The following is a 17467-nucleotide window of genomic DNA, read 5'->3' as shown; positions in this document are numbered from 1 at the left end:
ATTGTAAGGCCCTCCTACCTCGATCAGAATACTATTTGGCGAAATATTTTGGTTATACAACCCGTTGCCCTCGCTGGCTTCTTTCGCATGAATCCCCTTTGAGACGCCAGGATGCTTCTCTTCCAGCACTTGATGAATTTTTCTTGCAAATTCTTCGTTCTTTTTCCAGTTCGGGTTTTTTCCGCCGATTATAAAATACACCTGTGCAACATCCTTGCCTTCAATCGTGGCTGTTGTTTTACTACGTGCTGCTGAATCGCGATGAATATCGAAGAAGTACTGTAAATCCTTGTGCGAAGCCATCGCTTCCTGAAGCGTTTTGGCCGAATACTTGTACGAATACGGATATTCAAACCCTTTGACAGTACTCGGATAAACAGTCGAAGAATGCACAGCACCAATACCATCTCTCTCTAAATTCTGAGCTAACCGTTGCCCGACGGAGATGATATTCACTTTATCACTGTAGGCTTTATCTGGATCTGTTACACCTTTCAACTCTGGTAAAAAAGACTCATTACTATGTGTTTGATAGATAAAGGCGATATTATCTCCAGCTGTTTTCGGTGGTTGTGCAACTRTGTTTGGTGAAGGGGATGTAGAGCTAATAGGTGTCGGCTCTACGGATGGCGATGGCTGTGGAAATCTAGCTTCCGCTTCCAAATCACTTGATATTGGATTTAAATCGTAGGGGGCACTTGGATTCGTTTCGCTCCCTCTTACCAATACCGTCGACTTATTCAACTCCATACCAGGCACTTCACTTGCGACTAAGCTCTTAGGATCACTTGGATTAATATCCGTCATCATTTGAAAAGCGAAGTGAAACACGTTGTGTTGGGAGAAAGTGAACTTTTTCTGATCCTTATTTAAATGAGGGACTTCCATACCCAACATATCGATAAAAAACTGATTCGTGACAGAGGCAGCGAGACCTTTCATGGATGAAACAGGCGATGTGGACATTAATCGGCTTTGCAGGACACCACCCAGACCAATGAGAACGAATAGCGCTAAGGTCGAGGTGCTGAGAACCATAAACGTTTTCCCGACGGAACTGGCGCTCTGAAAGGTTTTACGAACTTGGCTGAAATTCCATGTGGCTGATGTCCATTTCATAGTTACCATGCCTCCTAAACTATCTTAATTCAATCTATGAAACGAGCCCGAACGATAGAACTAGGTTTCGCTAGATTTTTTTTAACCACATAAGAATTTACAAGTTTCCGAGATTCGGAAGAACAAATTCTTATTGGCGATAAAAACAACCATTTATAGGGATCTTTGGTCGGAGACCAAAGTCTCTCTGCTAAAACGCGGTCGCTCATCCTCGAAGGGCTTCGATAGAAGTTTTTATCATAGATAGGATGAGAGGTTCTCTACCTGATTTTGATAGGCAGCTCCAACGCCAAAGAGAACTGCCCCCACATAAGTGGGCTCAGTTCTCTCATTTCATTAATGCGTATACGCAGCTACGTTATCGGCATCTACAGCGTCATGTAAAGCCGCGTTTAAGCCGCTGGCGATGATATTGGCAATATCCTCAATAAACTGGTCAATTTCCTTCGGGGTAACGAGTAAATCGTGCCCTACGGGGTTTAACACCTCTTTAACAAGCTGTAGCCGCTCTTCTTCATTGATATTATCGAGAAGTCCAAATATCTGCCCCGTATTGCTCGTTTGACCGCTGAAATGCTTCTGCATGAGATCAAAAGCATTATTCACAATTGTTGAAGCGTATACGACCGTTGGTACACCAATCGCAATAACTGGAATCCCTAGATTCTCCTTCGTCAAACCTTTGCGCTTATTGCCAATGCCTGAACCTGGATGGATACCAGTATCTGCGATCTGAATGGTCGTATTGACTCGATCCAAAGATCTAGAGGCCAGAGCATCTATAGCGATGATGAAATCAGGTTTAGATTTATCCACAATGCCTTGCACGATGTCGCTGCTTTCGATCCCCGTCGTACCAAGTACTCCAGGCGCAACAGCACTCACAGCTCGGTAGCCTGGGCTCACATCTTCAGGTACCAGTTCAAAATAATGGCGCGTCACCATAATATTTTCAACGACGAGCGGTCCCAAAGCATCGGGAGTCACATTCCCATTGCCCAGTCCAATAATCAGGGCTTTCGCATTTTTCGGAATACCAACTTGGCGCAAAAACTGCTCAAACTCCTGAGCGAGCTTAGTTGCCACCCGATCTTGAAGCTGACTATCTTTCTCCCGCAGTGCAGGTACCTCAATCGTTATATAATGACCCAGAAGCTTACCAAGCGCTTTGGAGCCTTCTTCGTTCAGGACGTTAATTTTGGTTACGCGAATCCCGTTTTCCCGTGTGAACTCCTGTTCAATACCAGGAATCGGTTGCCCCTGATTGGCTGCATGGGCCATATCCCTTGCATCGAGTGCAAGATCGGTCTGTGTGTTAAATATGCCTAAGTCCATTGGAGGTCCCCTTTCATACTTGCGCTGTGTTGCTTATTGTGTGACAGATGCCGCGGGGTTATGCAGAGATAAAAACCACTGAAAACCGCTAGATTTGAAAATCGGACATTTGTAAATGCTTGTCAGAATAGCATGGTGATGATATCCTCAATGTAACTAGATAGGCTAGATCTTCACACGCAAAGCATGCGCCGTTTCAACTACTCATTAGAGTTGTTGGACGGCGCTATTTTTATTTGGAATGGAGAGTGTTGGAATGACCTTAAATCAATTTGACTGTGYACACAAAGAATGGTTGAACTCGCATGAATCCAAAAGGAAAGGAGAAGCTCTACGGAAATTACAGACCGGTCATGCCTTTGCTGAGATAGAGTTTCTCCGTTATCTATGGTGGAACGCTTTTGKACATTTCAATTATTTACATCCAGAGTATGAAATTGTTGATTTCGCGGACGGTAAAAGATATCTCGACTTTGCTTATGTCCGTTCGGGTATTCGCATTGCTTTTGAGATCGACCCTTACGGGACTCACTATGATAAAATGGATCGAAGACAATACTCGAACCAATGGGTCCGACATATGCACCTTGTGAATGACGGATGGATCATCGTGCGAATTAGCCTAGATGACATAAGGGAACGACCACGTCTTTGGCAAGCGCTGATACAGCAGCTTATAGGAAGATTATTTGGGGAGCAAGAAATTACTATAAATCAGTTAAGTAGCCAAGAAAGAGATATTCTCCGGTTAGCCTTACGTTTGGATCGCCCGGTCAAGCTTGCGGATGTCAAGGAAGTGCTGCGTTGTGGGTATGATACTGCGAGAAAGCACATTAGGCTCTTAGAAGAGAAAAAATGGCTTTATCCGGGAGTCCAAGGCGTGGCAAGGGTCCACACTTGGGTCGTAGATGCGACTCGCACTCCTCCCTTGTTGTGACCAAGTGCTGGTTTCCTGCTACTGCTACTGTTACTGTTACTGTTACTGCCACTTCTAATGCACTCCCACTTCAGCCCCATCCACACACCATTTAGTCCGAAATTATCGAATTAATCTTAATGTCTGCCTCTTCAGAACTTAATTAGTCCTAAAACACACAACGAAAACGCTCAAATCAGCCTCTGCACATTTAAAATGGCTAATTAGTTCGGCAGAACCTGACTATTCGCCACTCAAAGCAAGGAATGCTCGATTTAGTTCGGGGAAATCGGACTATCGCAGTTTCTGGGGTGAACTAAAGTGAATTGCAGCGAGCAACATAGATCATGAACAGCAGAACCGCCACTAAAGACCACTGAAAACCTATTGACAGCTCTTGCAATTTAAAATATTGCGTGGTAGAATACTTAAAGTTGTCAGCAAACATACAAATGTAACGTTGAACGTGTTTTGTAAGTAGGAGGTGAATTTCATGCCAAACATTAAATCCGCTATTAAACGAGTAAAAGTTAGCGAAAAGCGTCGTCTTCGCAACGCTTCCCACAAGTCCGCTTTGCGTACTGCTGTGAAAGCTTTCGAAACAGCTTTAACCCCTGAAGCTTTAGTTTCTGCTTCTAAGAAATTAGACAAAGCTGCTTCTAAAGGTTTAATTCATAAAAATGCCGCTAACCGCAAGAAGTCCCGTCTAGCTAAAAAGCTAAACGCTCTTTCGGCTCAAGCGTAATTCACGGACATAAAAGCAAAAGACTAATTCTCCTAGGAGAATTAGTCTTTTTTCCATTTAAGGACCTGTTTAATGACGAATCATCTTCCTAGGCAGCGAGCCTAAGAAGAAATAGTTCCAACCCTAACACTTTATCGATTTTCCCCGTTTTCATCTGCAAATCAAGATCAGCCAGCTCACCCATAATTCGGCTCAGCTTCTCCCCATCGTACTTTCGGGCCTGCCCTTCGGCAACTTTGACCGCAAAAGGATGCAAACCAATCTGTGAAGCCATCTGTTGCTGCGAATAGCCCTGCTTGCCAAGCTCCTTCACCTGCAACATGATCCGGAACTGTCTGGCGATAAGCGACGCGATTTTGATCGGCTCCTCTCGCTGCTTCAGAAGCTCTTCTAAGATCACAAATGCCCGCTCCAACCGCACATTCACGATATCTTCAATAAGTATGAATACGTTCTGCTCCGTGCTCCGAGCGACCAATTGATCAATAACGTCAGGCGAAGCCACTCCMTCAGCACCGACATATAAGGAAATCTTCTCAAGTTCGGCCGATAACGATTGCAAATTACCCCCGGTATACAGGATCAACTGGTCTGCCGCGCCACCAGAGAATGTAAAGCCTAGCGTTTTCGCTTGTTTAGCAACCCAATCTGTTAATTCCTCTGCACTCAAAGAAAGGAACGGCACAGCGGCCTCCATGTCCTTTAAAGCCTTTACAATCTTCTTACGCTCGTCCAATTTATCGGCATCTACTGTGAATACCACGACCGTATGTTCCGCAGGTGATTTCAAATAGGCTGTTAAGCGATCCATATTGTGCTCTAGCTTCGTATTTTCCTTCGCACCAGTGAAAAACATCGCATTTTTAGCAATAACTAGTTTCTTCGGCACCATAAATGGTAATGTTTCTGCATCATCTAGCGCAGATGAAAGTGGCATTTCACTCAAATCGAATTTACTTACTGCAAATTCCCGGTCTTCTAGCCCCATTAATGAATCCGTTAAAATCTGAATAAATTCGCGCATTTTATATTTCTCAGGTCCGTAGCACAAATAAACGGGTGCTGGACGACCTGCTTGTATATCTTTTAATGCTCTTTTGGCATCCATGGCTAGCATCCACCCCTCTTGTTTATTTTAACAACAACAAAGGGATTACGTCAAAGCCCGAAGACTTTGATGCAATCCCTTCGCCAGTCTATTTAAACACCGATTCAAGGCCCTAGAAACCTTAACTCGTGTGGATGAATGAACTGTTCCATGTTCCCTAAGATAGTTTACGCAATTTCAGCCAAATTGGTGCAACGAAATTTAGTTTTATTTATTGGCTTCTGTTTTCTCTTTGACATCGATAAGAATCGTTTGAAGCAATCCTTTACTAGTAACCTCATAAAATAGCTTGTCATCCTTCGACCATTCCAACAACTTGATTTGATCCTCTGCCTGCCATACATGCTTGGAAGCAAATACAAGCTCAAGCGTGAGGGTGTTTCGAATGACCACGTGCGCATCTTCAATCGTTGCCTCATATATACCCGTGGCAGACTTTAGCTTAGCCTCCCCTGGAGGAACGGTGAATGAGAGAATACCTTGACTTGCACTTATTCGGTCTGAACTCGATGTGTCAACGGTTGGTGCCGGAGCCGGAGCTATTTTCCTGGCTGGTGATTCCGTCGGCTTCGGCTCTAACGACGATTGGGGTACGCTTAAGCCAGCGGCAGGCGGAGTGACTTCTGCTTTTGAATCAACCTTATTGGGCTTTGGAACTGATGCATCCGGATCTCTCAACCGCTCTGGAGCCGATGTAGATGGTGCTACCTTGTTCGTCTGCATGTCACCGCCAGTAGCTGGTGAACTATATGCACCTGGTTTTTCTAACTGTGCGTTGGAAGTAGCCTGCGGCGAATTCCCACCGTTGCCACTAGAAGTGTTAGCTGTGTCTATCCCTTTTGCAAATGAATCTGCTGTTGGCGCAACTGGTGATCCTTCTTTAGAGGTAGCATTCTCCTGGTTTTTCGCGATATCTTGGTTGCCTATATTTTGATTCATTTCTGTTGTTCCAGTTACACGCTGCTCAGGTGCGCTTTTGGAATCAGAGCTTGAACGAGACATAATACCGTCCGCATTGTCGAGAACAGGATTCTGCATATTAAATGCGAAAAATCCAATAATCAATCCCGCGGCAACAACGCCGCTTGCGACTTTCCACGAGAACTGTTCTCTAAATCGGCTCAACCCTGTGAGCTTAGGCATGTCTTCTTCTAATTCTACCCTAGCAACCTTCGATGGGAAGACAACGACATTGTCCGTTATTGGCATTTCATTTTGTTTATCCAATTCAAGCAACTGTGGCATAATCGCATCAACCAAACTGAAAGGCGGCGTAACCTTAGGAAGCTGGGACAATTCGTTCGACAATGCCTGCAGACGCTCAAACATCTGTGCACAGTCCAAACAATGCATAAGGTGAGCATGCAGCTCATTTTCTTCTTTTGGAGCTAAATCTCCATCTAGCTGTCTTTGCATGTACATCATCACCTCTTGACATTTCATCCCCGAACACCTCCTTTCTGATAATCTTGGAGTAACGACTGTAAGGTGTGTCTAGCTCGAAATAAGTAAGACTTCACCGTATTGAGTGGTAAGTTTAGCGATTCTGCAATTTCATGATACGAAAAGTCCTGCAAATAACGTAGAACAACTACAGTGCGATGGTGTTCGGGAAGCTTTTCAATAGCCTCTCTAATATCCTGAGCTAGGTAACCTGTCAATATTTCCTGTTCTACATCATTATCAGCTGTAAAAGTCATCTCATGTTCATCCATAGAGACCGTTGGTTTCGCTCTGCGAAATTTATCGATGCAGATGTTCGTAACAATCCGCTGCACCCACGTTTTGAACAAGGCTTTTTCTTCATAGGAATTAATTTTGGTATAAATCCGAAGAAGAGCCTCCTGCGAAGCATCAAGCGCATCCTGTTCATTATTCAAAATATAATAAGCCGTCCGATAAACGTGAGACTCAATCTCTCGCAATAGGGTAATGAGCGCATCACGGTCACCGGCTTGTGCTGATCTTACCAGTTCKGGTGCTATCACTGGGATCCCTCCCCCTTGCATTCTTACAGACGCAATGGCATCTCATAAGGTTGCAATTTTTTTAGAATTAATATATTAATAACTTGCATCTATCAGAATAACAAATAATGAGCCACATAACATCTTTTAGACGTATAAAATGATAATTAGTTTCACAATAGTTGATTTTTGCAAAAGAAAAAGCCATATAAGAGCATTCCATCAGGAAATGCTGCTGCTATGGCCTATACCTCCTAACTCCTTTACTTATCTAGTTCCAAAACTTCATTCTTGTAAAAATCCCCGAATTCCGCACCTCCATCTGCACTTCCCCCATTCGATCTGTGCGATAAATGGCCACATTCGCGTTGACCAAGCGATCTGTAATTTCTGGAGAAGGATGGCCATAGGTATTCATAGCGCCCACCGAGATGACTGCCACAGCAGGTTTCCAATACGTTAACCATTCTGAGGTAGTTGAGGTCTTGCTGCCATGGTGGGCAACTTTTAGGACATCGATTTTGTTGTTGTTGCTGATACTAGCACCGGTGCTGGTTGAAGCTAGTAGAGCAGGATGATCACGTAAAAAATCCAGCACGGCCGCTTCGGATTCTTTCTCCATATCTCCTGTAAACAGCCAGCGTGTTCCTCGCATTTCGAGCAAGAAAACAACGGATCTCGCATTCTGCTCTTTGACAATTTCAATCATTGTCGGATTCGTTTCAAGCGGATAAATCACCTGCAATTTCGTAACAGGATCGATGTCGATCCAATCATCTACTTGCGCAGGTAATAAAGGAACTTCCTTTTGAACCAGTGCAGAAAAAAAGGTCGTCATGGAGCTGCTTTCCTTAAATGTTCCGTTAAATAGAAATTGCTTCACTGGAATTTGTTCTATAACAGCCTGTAAACCGCCACTGTGGTCCGCATCCTCATGGGTAAGTACGAGAAGATCTAGACTTTGAATGCCTCTTTTTTTCAGGAGAGGAACTAGTAGTTTTTGGCCTACTTCAAACGGATCCTTACGAATTTTCCAATCATCACCTGGCTTACGGAACGTGAGCGTCCCTCCTCCATCGATTAATACATGGCGACCGTATGGCGTTCGAATAAGGATGGCGTCCCCTTGCCCCACATCGATAAATTGGACAAGACCTGTTCGTTGAAAGCGATTTGGTGAATACCCCATCCATAACAGGAAGAGAAAGCCGCCTATTGCCAGGAGTAAACTGAGTTTGATAGGGATTCTCTGTGGACTTTTCCTGCTGTCGACTTCCAATAAAATGGGGAGCTMATCCTTCGAACTTAGGTAACTGCGATGCCAGAGTACATAGATAATAACTAGGAATCCATAGTAAAAACAGATCCAAGCCATACTTGGCGATGGCCAAATCATGGTGAGATGAGGAATCTGTTGTAGTTGATCCGTAATCCAGAAAATCGCTTGATTCAGCCAGGAGATGAGTAGTCCTATTCTTTGACCTAAAGGAATGTAAATTAGCCCTAGCGCTAAGGCAACCAAGCCTGCTGGAAACACGATCATGCTGATGACAGGGACTAACACTGCGTTCGCGATCCAAGATAACAAGGAAAACTGATTGAAATAGTAAATGGATACCGGAAAAGAGACGGATTGGGAAACGAGTGTGATGGCGAGGGTGTTTTTGAGCGTGGGCGAATTTAGGTACGGTGAGAGCAAAAACGTTACGCGTTRCACGCCGAGGATGAGTCCAAGTGTGACTAAAAAGGAAAGTTGGAAGCTTACATCTAGCAAAAAGTAAGGGTCCCATACAAGCATAGCCCACGCTGCCACGGCTAGTATGTGCAACACCTCTTTCATACCTCCACGCCGAGCGGCATACAGGGCGATCATCGACATAAGCCCTGCCCTGACAATGGACGGCGATGCCCCAGTCACGAGGACGTAGAACGGGAGCAGGCCCATGCAGATGAGCAAATAGGTTTCTTTGGTAACTTTAAAACGGCGCAAGATCCAGATGCACACGCCTAAAAAAACAGCAATATTCAAGCCTGATATTGCTAAAATATGTGTCAGTCCCAGCTCCGAAAATTGCTGGAAGCGATCTGGGTCCAGATCGTCCGTAAGGCCGATCAGCATGCTTTTCATGAATCCCGCCTGCGACGCGGGAAAGATCACGTCCATGCGCCTGCTGAGCGCRGCGCGCAGCTCGTCGTTCCAGCGCAGCAGCTGGACGACGCTGAAGTGCGCTGCCGCAGGCTGCACCTGCGCCTGATCCACCCCTTTGGCTGAAAGCAGCCAATGGGTGTGGTGAAGGCGCAAATATCGGCGGTAGTCGAAGCCGCCGAAGTTGCKGGCTGGGGACGGGCTGCGCAGCGTCCCCGTTAGCGTGAGGGCGTCGCCGCGGCGCCAGCCCGACGCGATCGTCTGCTGCGCCTGCTCCATCAGGCGCAGCGAGACCTGCACGCTTTCCCCGCCGAGCGGGAAAGTGGTGTTGTCTTGGAAGCGGACGGACTCCGCTTCCAGGGTGAAGCTGGCCCTGTCACCGTCAATGGTGACAGGGCTAGCAAACCGGCCGAGCAGCGTGACCTCGCTGCCGTCAGGGCTGATCTGCTGCTGCTGCGCCAGCGGCAGCGCAGTGATGTTGCGCTGGTCGGTCCCTTGATAATAGCCGTAGGCTATTACGACCAGCAGCAGGGCGCCCAGCGGCTGCCGGCCAGGCAGACGCAGCGCGTAGAGGATGACGAGCGCGGCTAACAGCAGCGCGCTGGTCATCCATGTCAACCAAGCGAGCTCAGTATAGATCGCGAGCACATAGCCACTTATCCACAGGCAGCATCCTTGAACAACTGGTCTTTTCATGGAAGATCTCTCCTTCATTTTCACTTTCTTACGATCTCAAACAAAAACCTCTTTCTAACACACCCAAATGGCTGCACTAGAAAGAGGTTCTTCCCCTTAACTACATTCAATTTAGTTCACAGTTCTGGATCCTTTGAACTATCTCTTTACATCCTCATCCGCTTACCTGAACACGATCTTGTTTAATAAATACAATTGACAGGCAAAAGCACATGGATTATATTCGTTGTACATACAAAATACAAAGGAGAACATGACATGACTATCAACGTTCAAACACCAGAAACGGATGACAACGAAGCTTTTTTGCATCAATGCTTATACTTCACTACAAATCGGCTAAGTCGGGCAATTAGCCGAATGGCCGACGATGCTTTTGCAACAACAGGGCTTGCACCTGCTTATGGTTATTTACTCAGACTGGTTGTTGCAAAACCTGGAATTCCTCAGAAAGAGCTTTCAGAAAAGCTCCATATTACGCCATCTACGCTTACCAGATTTATCGATAAGCTGGAGCAAAAACGACTCGTAGAGCGCCAAGTTAAAGGAAAAACTGTACTCGTCTTTCCCACAGAAAAAGCTATTGAACTCGAGCCTTCGCTTCGTGCAGCATCGAAGGAGCTTCTTCGGACCTATAAGGCTATTCTTGGAGATGAGGTTGCTATGATCTTGACGCAATCTTTGGAATCGGCCAGTGAGAAATTAGAAATTTAAGAGGTGTAGAACATGAATCAAACAACTAGCAAGTTTTATTACGGCTGGATTATTGTATTGCTAACGTTTGTCACATTACTGGTGTCAGCAGGCATACGTTCCATGCCAAGCGTCTTGATGATCCCTTTCCAAGAAGAATTCGGCTGGAGCCGCGGGGCTATATCAAGTGTTGCTTCTATCGGAATTTTATTATATGGACTTGTTGGTCCGTTTTCTGCAGCACTGTTATTGCGCTTCGGTATCCGCAAGGTTGTAATGCTAGCATTGTCCGTTCTAGGTGCTAGCCTCGCCGTCACGCCGCTGATTACTTCCTTGTGGCAGTTCGATTTACTGTGGGGAGTCGTTTCGGGTCTTGCAAGCGGAATGATGGCAAACGTGCTTAGCATCACTGTCAGCAATATATGGTTCGTCAAGCGTAAGGGACTCGTAGTTGGCATACTGACGGCAAGTGCAGCAACTGGTCAGTTGCTATTCCTCCCATTGATTGCAATGGTGACTTCCGATTACGGCTGGCGGTATGCCATGTATGCAGCGGTAGCCGCTATCGTAGTTGTCTTTATTCTGGTAGCCATATGGATGAAGAACAATCCTTCAGATGTTGGTGCAGCGCCATACGGTACTATAGAGGTTGTAAAGCCAGAGCCTTTCAAGGGCAATGTATTTCTTACCCCTATCCAGAACCTCGTTATTGCATCTAAAAATAAAACATTTTGGCTGCTCGCGGGCACCTTCTTCATTTGTGGATTCTCGACAAATGGTTTGATCGGCACTCACCTCATTGCCGCTTGCGGAGATTACGGGATGATGGAAGTTGCCGCTGCTGGGCTTCTAGCCATGATGGGCGCTTTTGATTTATTCGGAACAACGATATCTGGCTGGTTAACTGATCGATTCGACAGCCGCTGGCTACTTTTCTGGTACTACGGTCTGCGCGGTTTATCCCTCATTTTTTTACCGTATGCCTTGGCTACTACTCCGTACATGCTAGTCGTGTTCTCGGTATTTTACGGACTCGATTGGATCGCAACCGTACCGCCTACCGCTAAACTTGCAGGTGAAACTTTCGGTAAAGAAAAATCTGGCATGATATTCGGCTGGATTGTGGTGGCTCACCAGATCGGTGCCTCTTTTGCCGCATACGGAGCAGGTCTAATGCGTGACTGGCTTGGCAGCTACTCGCAATCTTTCTTCATTGCTGGTCTTACCTGCTTCATTGCCGCTTTATTCGCTATTCGTATACAGCGCCATCTTAAAAAGCCCAAAGAACAGGCAGTACTGTTGTAAAACCTTTACATGTAGTCGCTCAAGCATAGGCACTGCCGTATAAGCAGCTATGGGAGTTGTCAAAACAATGACCAATTCCCTAGCTGTCGAATACGAATCAAACAAGCACATTTGCATGATCGCGGTCTCTCTTGGCTTCGTCAAATCTGGCGCTGTGCTAGTTAGTTCACGACCTCAGATACCGTACCCGCTGGCGGCTCATATGCGGTCATCTGGCGGAATGAAATCCCTCTAGCTCCCATCAACTCGCTAACCTTCTCATGATCCTTCGGATACCCCCGATGAAACACGATCTCTGTCACTCCGCTGTTAGCCAACATGTTCGCACAGGTCCAGCAAGGCTGATCCGTAACATATACGGTAGAACCCTCGCGATCTTCMCGATCGGTAAATAGCAACAAATTCTGCTCCGCATGAATGGTACGTATGCAACGGTGTTTCCGCACGACTTCTTCTACATCGGCAACGACCTTCAGCTCGATTTCTTCCACAAGCATGCAGCCTGCTTCCGTGCAATCCGCTACACCCATCGGTGCTCCATTATACGCGGTTCCGAGCAACTTCTTCCCTTGAACAAGTACCGCTCCAACATGTCTGCGATTACACCGCGACCGTGTGGACGCCATATAGGCAATATCGAGGAAATACGTATCCCAATCTTTCCGGATGCTCATGATGATTGACTCCCTCCTGATGACTAAGTACTCCAATACTATTTTCGTAGTTAAAACGATTTCTAGTATTTTCTCATATTTTGCTAGAAATGAAAAGACGACGCTAGACTGGCCCTACAAATATTGATCCCTTCAGCTTCTCGAACATTTTCTCTCCGATCCCTTTCACATCCTTGAGTTCTTCGACTCGCTTGAAACGTCCCTTTTTCATACGGTACTCAAGAATAGCTTTGGCTTTACTTTCACCGATCCCAGGCAGTTTATCTAACTGCTCCAGTGTAGCCGTGTTTAAATCTAGAAGTCCCTTCTGAGCTTCATTCGATGGAGCTACAGTTATTAGAGGAGGTACAGGACTAGCAGCAGAGGTTGGATGAGGCGCTGAGGTCGAGAGTGAAGTTTGCGTGGATGCTCCCGTTGTACTTGAGGGTGTKGATATCACTTCTGAAGATGACGATGCTTCATTCGAATTCGCCTTTGGTGTTGCTTTTGGTTTTGCAGTAACAACGGGGACAGATTTCCCTGCTGCCGCTTTTTTCTCATTTTCCCCTTGCAAAAGCAATTCTTCCATCTGCGTATTGATTGGCATGAACGCTGTTTGAATGGTTGGCTGTCCACCACGTAGAAATGGCCATACAACCCAAACAAAGAGCGAAACAGCGCCAAGAATCAGCCCGATTCGCTTCATTTTATTTCCAAAAAAATCCACAAACTACCTTCTTTCTTAGCATATTTGCGTTTGAGCAGCCATATACTTGAAAAAGCGTCCCAATGACTACACAACTAGTCACGATACGATTGAGACGATGCTTGGACCTCTATCCTTGCCATCCATGGCTGAGCGACCGCGATTATAGGTTGGTATTCGTATAAAGACTGATTTTATCGGGAGGGATCACTTGATGAAAGCTGGATTCATCGGTACTGGAAGTATGGGAAGTATACTGATTGAAGCATTCATTCATTCCGGGGCATTCAATCCCGAGCAAATTATTGCTAGCAATCGAACATTACGTAAAGTTGAACTACTCGCGGAGAACTATCCTGGCCTGATCGTGGCAGAAACGAATCGTGAAGTCGTGCGTGGAAGTGATTTGATTTTCTTATGTGTGAAACCATCTGAATTCATAAAGGTTATTGATGAAATCAAAGAGGACGTGCTTTCCTCTCAATTTATAATATCCATCACGAGTCCTATTCTGATTAAGCATTTGGAAGGTCTTTTACCAGCTAAAATAAGTAAAATCATACCGAGTATCACGAACTACGTTTTAAGTGGTGCTACGTTATGTATTCACGGAAATCGCATGCAGCCTGAAGATAAAGAATGGCTTGAAAATATTTTCACACATATTTCTACACCCATACGTGTATCCGAGAATTATACGAGAATTTCATCAGATTTATCTAGTTGTGGGCCTGCTTTTCTAGCTAGCTTTATTCAAGCATTCATTGATGCGGCTGTAGAGGAAACGGGTATTTCTGCTGAAGAGGCCACATTGCTGGCAAGTGAAATGACGTTAGGTACAGGAAAGTTACTTACTACGGGAGGCTTCAACCCTGTTAGCTTACAAAAGCGGGTATCTGTTCCTGGAGGCATTACGGCAGAGGGTTTGCGTATTTTGGAAAAAGAGCTTTGCGGAGTTTTCTCTCAAGTTATTAATGCGACACATGCGAAATATGAAGAAGACATTGAGAAGGCTGAGCAGCTTTTCGCCTTAAATCAAAAGCAGTAGCCTTCCCAACGCATTACACCTTCATTTCTTAACTTACAACGATGTTGACTAATTTACCCTTTACAACAATCAATTTGCGAACGGCCTTTCCGGCGGTCGCTTCTTTGACTTTGTCGAGTTCAAAAGCCATTTTCTCCATCGCTGCTTCATCTGTATCTTTGGAAATCATCACACGATCAACAATTTTMCCATTGATCTGCACAACGATTTCAACTTCATTATCCACGGTCCATGCTTCATCATAAGCTGGCCATGCTTCGTACGTAATGGATTCCACGCCGCCTAATTTCTCCCAAAGCTCTTCTGCTAAGTGAGGTGCGATCGGGGAAAGCATTTGCACGAAGTTTTTCATTGCTTCTAGTGGCAGGCGCTCTGTTTTGTAAGCCTCGTTGACGAAGATCATCATTTGGCTAATCGCAGTATTGAAGCGAAGCGCATCGAAATCTTCCGTAATTTTCTTGATCGAACGGTGCCATGTACGTTTGAATGTATCGCTGCCTAGCGTTTCATCCCCGCTGATTTTGGCGTGGACCTGACCGTTATCATCAACGAACAGCCTCCACACGCGATTCAAGAAACGGTAGATCCCGTCTACTCCTGTTGTATTCCACGGTTTCGTCGCTTCCAATGGTCCCATGAACATTTCATAAATACGAAGTGTATCCGCACCTTGATCGCTCACGATATCATCTGGATTCACAACATTGCCGCGTGATTTACTCATTTTCTCCATGTTCTCGCCAAGAATCATCCCTTGGTTAACAAGCTTATGGAAAGGCTCTTTGGTATGGACAAAACCTAGATCGTAAAGCACTTTATGCCAGAAGCGCGCATACAGCAAGTGAAGAACTGCGTGCTCTGCTCCACCGATGTATAGATCAACCGGCAACCATTGCTTTTGCAGCTCATCCGAACAGAAGGCTTGATCATTCTTTGGATCGATGAAACGCAGATAATACCAGCAGCTTCCCGCCCATTGTGGCATCGTATTCGTCTCACGACGAGCTTTCATACCTGTTTCTGGGTCAATCGTATTCACCCATTCAGAAACGTTAGCAAGCGGTGACTCCCCAGTACCGGACGGTTTGATTTCATCCACTTGTGGAAGCAATAATGGCAGTTGATCCACAGGAACAGGTTTCATGGTGCCATCTTCAAGGTGAAGAATCGGAATCGGCTCACCCCAGTAGCGTTGACGGCTGAACAGCCAGTCTCTCAAACGGTACGTTACTTTGCCGCGGCCTTTACCATTTTGCTCTAACCAAGCGATCATATGGCTGATGCCTTGCTCGATGTTCATTCCATCGATTGGACCGGAATTCACATGTTTGCCATCGCCTGCATAGGCTTCCTTCTCCACATCTCCGCCTTGGACCACTTCGATAATTGGCAAATCAAATTGCTTCGCAAATTCCCAGTCACGTTGGTCGTGTCCTGGAACCGCCATGATCGCCCCTGTGCCGTAACCGCCAAGGACATAATCAGCGATCCAGATTGGCACTTTCGTGTCATTAACTGGGTTGATCGCATAAGCTCCTGTGAACACACCTGATTTGTCTTTCGCCAAATCAGTACGCTCCAAATCGCTTTTGCGTGAAGCTTTCTCTTGATATTCTTTGATGGCTGCTGATTGCGCTTCTGTTGTGATCTGTGCAACAAGCTCATGCTCCGGCGCTAATACACAATAAGTTGCTCCGAACAATGTATCTGGACGAGTTGTAAATACCGTAAGGCTCTTCTCGCTTTGACCCTCAATCGCGAATGTAACTTCTGCACCCGTTGATTTCCCAATCCAATTGCGCTGCATATCCTTAATACTTTCGGACCAATCAAGCTCCTCAAGATCTTCAAGCAAACGCTCCGCATACTCCGTAATTCTCAAAATCCACTGACGCATCGGTTTCCGAATAACCRGATGGCTACCACGCTCGCTTAGTCCGTMAATAACTTCCTCATTTGCGAGTACAGTACCTAGTGCCGGACACCAGTTAACTGGAACTTCATCAACGTAAGCAAGACCTTTATTGTACAGTTGGATGAATATCCACTGCGTCCATTTGTAGTACTCCGGATCCGTCGTGCTAATCTCACGATCCCAATCGTAAGAGAAACCAAGTGATTTAATTTGACGGCGGAAYGTATCAATATTTTTTTTCGTAAATTCACGCGGGTCATTTCCTGTGTCTAAAGCATATTGCTCAGCAGGAAGACCGAACGCATCCCATCCCATCGGGTGAAGGACATTAAAGCCTCTCATCCGTTTGAAACGGGAAACGATATCTGTCGCTGTGTAGCCTTCTGGATGCCCTACGTGCAAGCCAGCACCGGATGGATAGKGGAACATATCCAAGGCATAAAATTTCGGTTTATCCGAATTTTCCAATACCTTAAATGTTTTCTTCGCATCCCAGTATGCCTGCCATTTCGGTTCAATGGCTTGTGGGTTATAGCCTTGTTGTTCTTTTGTTTCTTTCAATTCTTGTGTCATACCTTCCATGCCTCCCTAAGTTACTCTCTGCTCATGTATGCAAATACGCACAAAAAAACCTCACATCACTAGCGGATATCGCTAGGGACGAGAGGTATAATTCCCGTGGTACCACCCTAGTTAACACAAGGCGTTCTTCACCTGTGTTCACTCTGCCCCTTAACGCGGGTGAGACGATCCAGCTAGCGCATCTGATCAAGGATCAGGCGGTTCACCTTCTAGCTCCGAGGCGAGTTCTCAAGACGAACATCTGCCGGCTCACACCCTAGCTCCGACTCTCTGAAAGATGCTGTACAAGGTACTATTCCTCATCTAAGCTTTCCATACAACTGATTAGCTTTGATTATATGTAAAATAATGCCGAACTGTCAAGCCGAGGGCAAATCCCGTCATCAGTATTATTTTTTCGCAATAAAGAAAGCTCGCTCTGTCTTCTCTGTTGGTTGTTCCCACGTAAAATCAGCTGCTTGATGCACCTCACGAAAACCTACCTCGATCAGCATTTGTTCTAGCCACTGCAAGGGATACGCTCGTTGTTCATG

General features: G+C 45.7%; 14 protein-coding genes and 1 other annotated feature. Of the genes, 5 read left to right on the top strand and 9 right to left on the bottom strand.

Annotated elements, in window-relative coordinates; genetic code table 11:
* Both spoIIP and gpr read right to left on the bottom strand, forming a co-directional pair.
* Positions 1-1119, bottom strand: a 1119-nt coding sequence (spoIIP, locus tag AC1DLM_RS31725; RefSeq protein WP_477572201.1) for a stage II sporulation protein P, incomplete at its 3' end; no start/stop codon positions are given.
* 336 nt (positions 1120-1455) lie between these two features.
* Positions 1456-2454 carry a GPR endopeptidase gene (gpr, locus tag AC1DLM_RS31720; RefSeq protein ID WP_441990305.1) on the bottom strand — a complete coding sequence of 333 codons (999 nt, stop codon included), beginning with the start codon at positions 2452-2454 and terminating at the stop codon, positions 1456-1458.
* 256 nt (positions 2455-2710) lie between these two features.
* On the opposite strand from gpr, the gene AC1DLM_RS31715 reads away from it, so the two are divergent.
* Together AC1DLM_RS31715 and rpsT are read left to right on the top strand one after the other, a co-directional pair.
* Positions 2711-3391: a DNA-binding response regulator gene (locus AC1DLM_RS31715; protein WP_477572200.1), complete on the top strand. Its 681-nt coding sequence runs from the start codon at positions 2711-2713 to the stop codon at positions 3389-3391.
* Between the two features lie 472 nt (positions 3392-3863).
* The gene (gene rpsT, locus AC1DLM_RS31710) at positions 3864-4115 is read left to right on the top strand and encodes a 30S ribosomal protein S20 (protein WP_056609803.1); all 252 of its coding nucleotides are present in this window, start codon (positions 3864-3866) and stop codon (positions 4113-4115) included.
* A gap of 88 nt (positions 4116-4203) precedes the next feature.
* Here rpsT and holA read toward each other — a convergent pair whose 3' ends face one another.
* The 4 genes from holA to AC1DLM_RS31690 form a co-directional block, all read right to left on the bottom strand.
* Positions 4204-5223 carry a DNA polymerase III subunit delta gene (holA, locus tag AC1DLM_RS31705; protein ID WP_477572199.1) on the bottom strand — a complete coding sequence of 340 codons (1020 nt, stop codon included), beginning with the start codon at positions 5221-5223 and terminating at the stop codon, positions 4204-4206.
* Between the two features lie 207 nt (positions 5224-5430).
* Complete coding sequence (locus AC1DLM_RS31700; RefSeq protein ID WP_477572198.1) at positions 5431-6666, bottom strand: anti-sigma factor family protein; 1236 nt, start codon at positions 6664-6666, stop codon at positions 5431-5433.
* Positions 6663-7232 carry an RNA polymerase sigma factor gene (locus tag AC1DLM_RS31695; protein ID WP_216626289.1) on the bottom strand — a complete coding sequence of 190 codons (570 nt, stop codon included), beginning with the start codon at positions 7230-7232 and terminating at the stop codon, positions 6663-6665. Before AC1DLM_RS31695 ends, AC1DLM_RS31700 begins: the two co-directional genes overlap by 4 nt.
* Before the next feature lie 229 nt (positions 7233-7461).
* On the bottom strand, positions 7462-10032 hold the full coding sequence (locus tag AC1DLM_RS31690; protein ID WP_477572197.1) for a DNA internalization-related competence protein ComEC/Rec2: 2571 nt from the start codon (positions 10030-10032) through the stop codon (positions 7462-7464).
* 258 nt (positions 10033-10290) lie between these two features.
* On the opposite strand from AC1DLM_RS31690, the gene AC1DLM_RS31685 reads away from it, so the two are divergent.
* Both AC1DLM_RS31685 and AC1DLM_RS31680 read left to right on the top strand, forming a co-directional pair.
* A complete protein-coding gene (locus AC1DLM_RS31685; protein ID WP_441990310.1) occupies positions 10291-10746 on the top strand; it encodes a MarR family winged helix-turn-helix transcriptional regulator in 456 nt (151 codons plus the stop codon).
* Between the two features lie 12 nt (positions 10747-10758).
* Positions 10759-12030 carry an MFS transporter gene (locus tag AC1DLM_RS31680; RefSeq protein ID WP_477572196.1) on the top strand — a complete coding sequence of 424 codons (1272 nt, stop codon included), beginning with the start codon at positions 10759-10761 and terminating at the stop codon, positions 12028-12030.
* Positions 12031-12191: 161 nt separating this feature from the next.
* Here AC1DLM_RS31680 and AC1DLM_RS31675 read toward each other — a convergent pair whose 3' ends face one another.
* Complete coding sequence (locus tag AC1DLM_RS31675; protein ID WP_441990312.1) at positions 12192-12704, bottom strand: deoxycytidylate deaminase; 513 nt, start codon at positions 12702-12704, stop codon at positions 12192-12194.
* A gap of 103 nt (positions 12705-12807) precedes the next feature.
* Positions 12808-13410 carry a ComEA family DNA-binding protein gene (locus AC1DLM_RS31670; RefSeq protein WP_441990313.1) on the bottom strand — a complete coding sequence of 201 codons (603 nt, stop codon included), beginning with the start codon at positions 13408-13410 and terminating at the stop codon, positions 12808-12810.
* A 193-nt stretch (positions 13411-13603) separates the two neighbouring features.
* Between AC1DLM_RS31670 and comER the strand changes: the two genes are divergently transcribed.
* Positions 13604-14437, top strand: coding sequence for a late competence protein ComER (gene comER / locus AC1DLM_RS31665; RefSeq protein ID WP_441990314.1), 834 nt, complete (start codon positions 13604-13606; stop codon positions 14435-14437).
* A 28-nt stretch (positions 14438-14465) separates the two neighbouring features.
* Here comER and leuS read toward each other — a convergent pair whose 3' ends face one another.
* A complete protein-coding gene (leuS, locus tag AC1DLM_RS31660) occupies positions 14466-16925 on the bottom strand; it encodes a leucine--tRNA ligase (RefSeq protein ID WP_477572195.1) in 2460 nt (819 codons plus the stop codon).
* An 80-nt stretch (positions 16926-17005) separates the two neighbouring features.
* Positions 17006-17249, bottom strand: a binding site (T-box leader).
* Positions 17250-17467 lie beyond the last annotated feature (218 nt).

The sequence above is a fragment of the Paenibacillus sp. 01T442 genome, from assembly GCF_056398345.1.
Note: the sequence above shows the minus strand (reverse complement) of the source record. Positions and strands in the feature narration are given on the sequence as shown.

Bases quoted from the DNA above. Each gene is read 5' to 3' on its own strand.
- rpsT (WP_056609803.1), top strand. From the start codon at position 3,864: ATGCCAAACATTAAATCCGCTATTAAACGAGTAAAAGTTAGCGAAAAG.
- AC1DLM_RS31680 (WP_477572196.1), top strand. From the start codon at position 10,759: ATGAATCAAACAACTAGCAAGTTTTATTACGGCTGGATTATTGTATTG.
- AC1DLM_RS31685 (WP_441990310.1), top strand. From the start codon at position 10,291: ATGACTATCAACGTTCAAACACCAGAAACGGATGACAACGAAGCTTTT.
- AC1DLM_RS31700 (WP_477572198.1), bottom strand. From the start codon at position 6,666: ATGAAATGTCAAGAGGTGATGATGTACATGCAAAGACAGCTAGATGGA.
- gpr (WP_441990305.1), bottom strand. From the start codon at position 2,454: ATGGACTTAGGCATATTTAACACACAGACCGATCTTGCACTCGATGCA.
- comER (WP_441990314.1), top strand. From the start codon at position 13,604: ATGAAAGCTGGATTCATCGGTACTGGAAGTATGGGAAGTATACTGATT.